Below are 2699 nucleotides of genomic sequence, written 5' to 3' on the forward strand. Positions count from 1 at the left end.
GCCATCACCCTTCACAAGCAGAACCTCAAAGACCGCACCCACATCCTGGGCCCCAACCACCCCGACACTTTGGGCTCGCGCAACAACCTCGCCAGCGCCTACCAGGCCGCGGGCAGACTCAACGAAGCCATCACCCTTCACAAGCAGAACCTCAAAGACCGCACCCACATCCTGGGCCCCAACCACCCCGACACTTTGGGCTCGCGCAACAACCTCGCCTGTGCCTACCGGGAAGCTGGCAGACTCGACGAAGCCATCACCCTCTACGAGCAGGCCCTTACGGACCATGCCTATGTCCTGGGGCTCCACCACCCCAGCACCCTCACCTCACGCCACAACCTCGCCAGCGCCTACCAGGCCGCGGGCAGGCTCGATGAGGCCATCCCCCTGTTCGAACAGAACCTCGAAGACCACACCCGCATCCTGGGACCCCACCACCCCAACACCCTCACCTCACGCAACAACCTCGCCAATGCCTACCTTGCCGCGGGGAGATCCGAGGAGGCGAAGAAGCTCTTCGGTACGCCGTGAGAATTCTGTTTCCGGGCCGCTGACCGCTTGTACGATAGCGGCATGGCCGATCCCCTCTCTTTCGCTGTCCTGTCCATGACCACCAGCCTTGCCGGCCTGGTCATGCGTGGAGCCGCTGTGGCCGTTGATCCTTCGTGGGGCAGCGCGGCGTCACTGCCAAGCGATGCCTTTAACGCGTGGCGCAGCATATGGAGCCTGATGCACGGTCGAGGTGGACAGGAGAATCCGCTGGAGGCGTCCATCAAGTCTCGACTTCAGAAGCAGGTGGATGCCGCCGGCGAGCGGTACGAGCGGACCGGAGTCGCCCCATTCGCCCTGGCTGGAGCCGTCACCGAGATGGAGGTGACGCTTAGGAATCTCAGCGGAGACGACGCCGCAGTCCTGGAGGCAGTGCGGTTCCCGGACAAGTTCGAGACCTACCTCCGACGGCGGACGGCCAGCCGCCGCCAAAACATCGAGGCAGCAGCCGAGCCCTTCTTCGATGACCTGACCCGCATCGTCGCCGACGAGTTCATCCGTCTCGTGCCAGGCTCACGCGGTTTCGACATCGCCGCGCTCAAGCAGTTGCTCGCTAGGCAGGAGCAGTTACTTGCGGGGCAGGAACAAATCCTGGACGGGCAAGCAGAGACTAACGAACGTTTGACGGCAGTGGCTACGGATATCCAGGAGATCCATAGCGCGGTCACTCGAAACCAATCTGCCCCTCCCACGCGGATTCGCTTCGGTAGCCGCCCCAGGGTCAGCGCAGGCTTCGTCAAGCGAGAAGGGCAGGATGAGCTCTTCGATGCCATCTTCACCCGCGCCGAGCCTCGTACAGTGCTGACGGGGATGCGAGGAAGCGGCAAGACTCAGCTGGCCGCTGCCGTTGCGGCCAGATGCGAGGAGGAATGGCCCCTAGTCGCATGGATCAATGCAGGCTCACGTAAGGAACTCATTGCCGATCTCTACGAGCTCGCACTGCGCATCGGTATCGATGCACCGAAGGACATTCCTCCGGAGACTATTATTCGACGCTTCTTGGATCAGCTACACTCAGCAGATGCGGCGGACCGCCTTGTCGTCTTCGACAACGTGGAGAACCTCGACGACCTGAAGGGTCTCACTCCCAAGGGCAGCGGAGTCCGGGTCATCATCACCACCACACGTCGCCTTGACTGGGACAGTTTGGGATGGTCACCGATGGCAGTCGGCGTCTTTGATCGCGAGCAGTCGATCGCTCTTCTCTGCCAACGCACCGGTGACGCTCATCGCGATGCAGCCGACCAGATCGCAGAGGCGCTTGGCGACCTACCTGTCGCCGTAACCCAAGCCGCGGCAACAGCCAAGTGGGGACACTACTCCCTTTCAGAGTATTTCATAAGATTGAGCACCCACTCGCTCGAGTCAAGCATCAGTCGCCTCGAGGGCGATGACTACCCAGACGCCGTTGGGGTCGCGCTATTCATGGCGTACGAACAGGCCTTGGATCAGATCAACTCCAAGTACCCCTGGCAGGAGAGGATCGCTATATCGCTCCTCGACGCACTATCCCTCCTGGCCGCTCCCGGAGTACCGACTCACTGGCTTCTGGCGCTCGAAGATGACTCCGACGCGGTACGAGATACCCTGTCATTCCTGAAGAGATCATCAATCATTCAAGAATCCACGGACGGCAAAAAGACCATCGTCCACCGCCTTCAAGGACAAGTTTACCGCGAAACCTACCTGAGCGAACAAGGGAAATTTAACAAAGCATGCATATACGCAACAACCATCCTCTACAAGATTAACATAGGCCAACTAGCTAATTTTGAACAGCAGCGACAGGAAACACGAAATCTCGTTGAACAAATAGGCGCGATCACATCTCAAGACCACTCTCGCCCATTATTTTCCGATCCAGATTTTGTCGCAATACTCGCAACGACGCTGCGCGATGCAACCGATCTTGGAATGCCGCAGCTGGCTCTTACTCTCACCGAGTCTGTCACCCAGGCAGGCAAAGCCTTGGACCCCGACCACCCCCACACCCTCATCTCACGCCACAACCTCGCCGGCGCCTACCAGGACGCTGGCAGGCTCGACGAGGCCATCCCCCTGCACGAACAGACCCTCGAAGACAGCACCCGCATCCTGGGACCCCACCACCCCGACACCCTCATCTCACGCCACAACCTCGCCGGCGCCTA

The 2699-nt window shown here is 60.4% G+C and carries 2 protein-coding genes; both read left to right on the top strand.

The window, feature by feature from the left end:
• A partial coding sequence (locus BKH33_RS13090) for a tetratricopeptide repeat protein (protein ID WP_143229073.1) occupies positions 1-531 on the top strand: 531 nt, incomplete at its 5' end.
• Between the two features lie 42 nt (positions 532-573).
• The coding region (locus BKH33_RS13095; RefSeq protein ID WP_244157431.1) for a tetratricopeptide repeat protein at positions 574-2699 on the top strand (2126 nt) is incomplete at its 3' end.

The organism is Actinomyces naeslundii, from assembly GCF_001956585.1.
Lineage (GTDB): Bacteria > Actinomycetota > Actinomycetes > Actinomycetales > Actinomycetaceae > Actinomyces > Actinomyces naeslundii.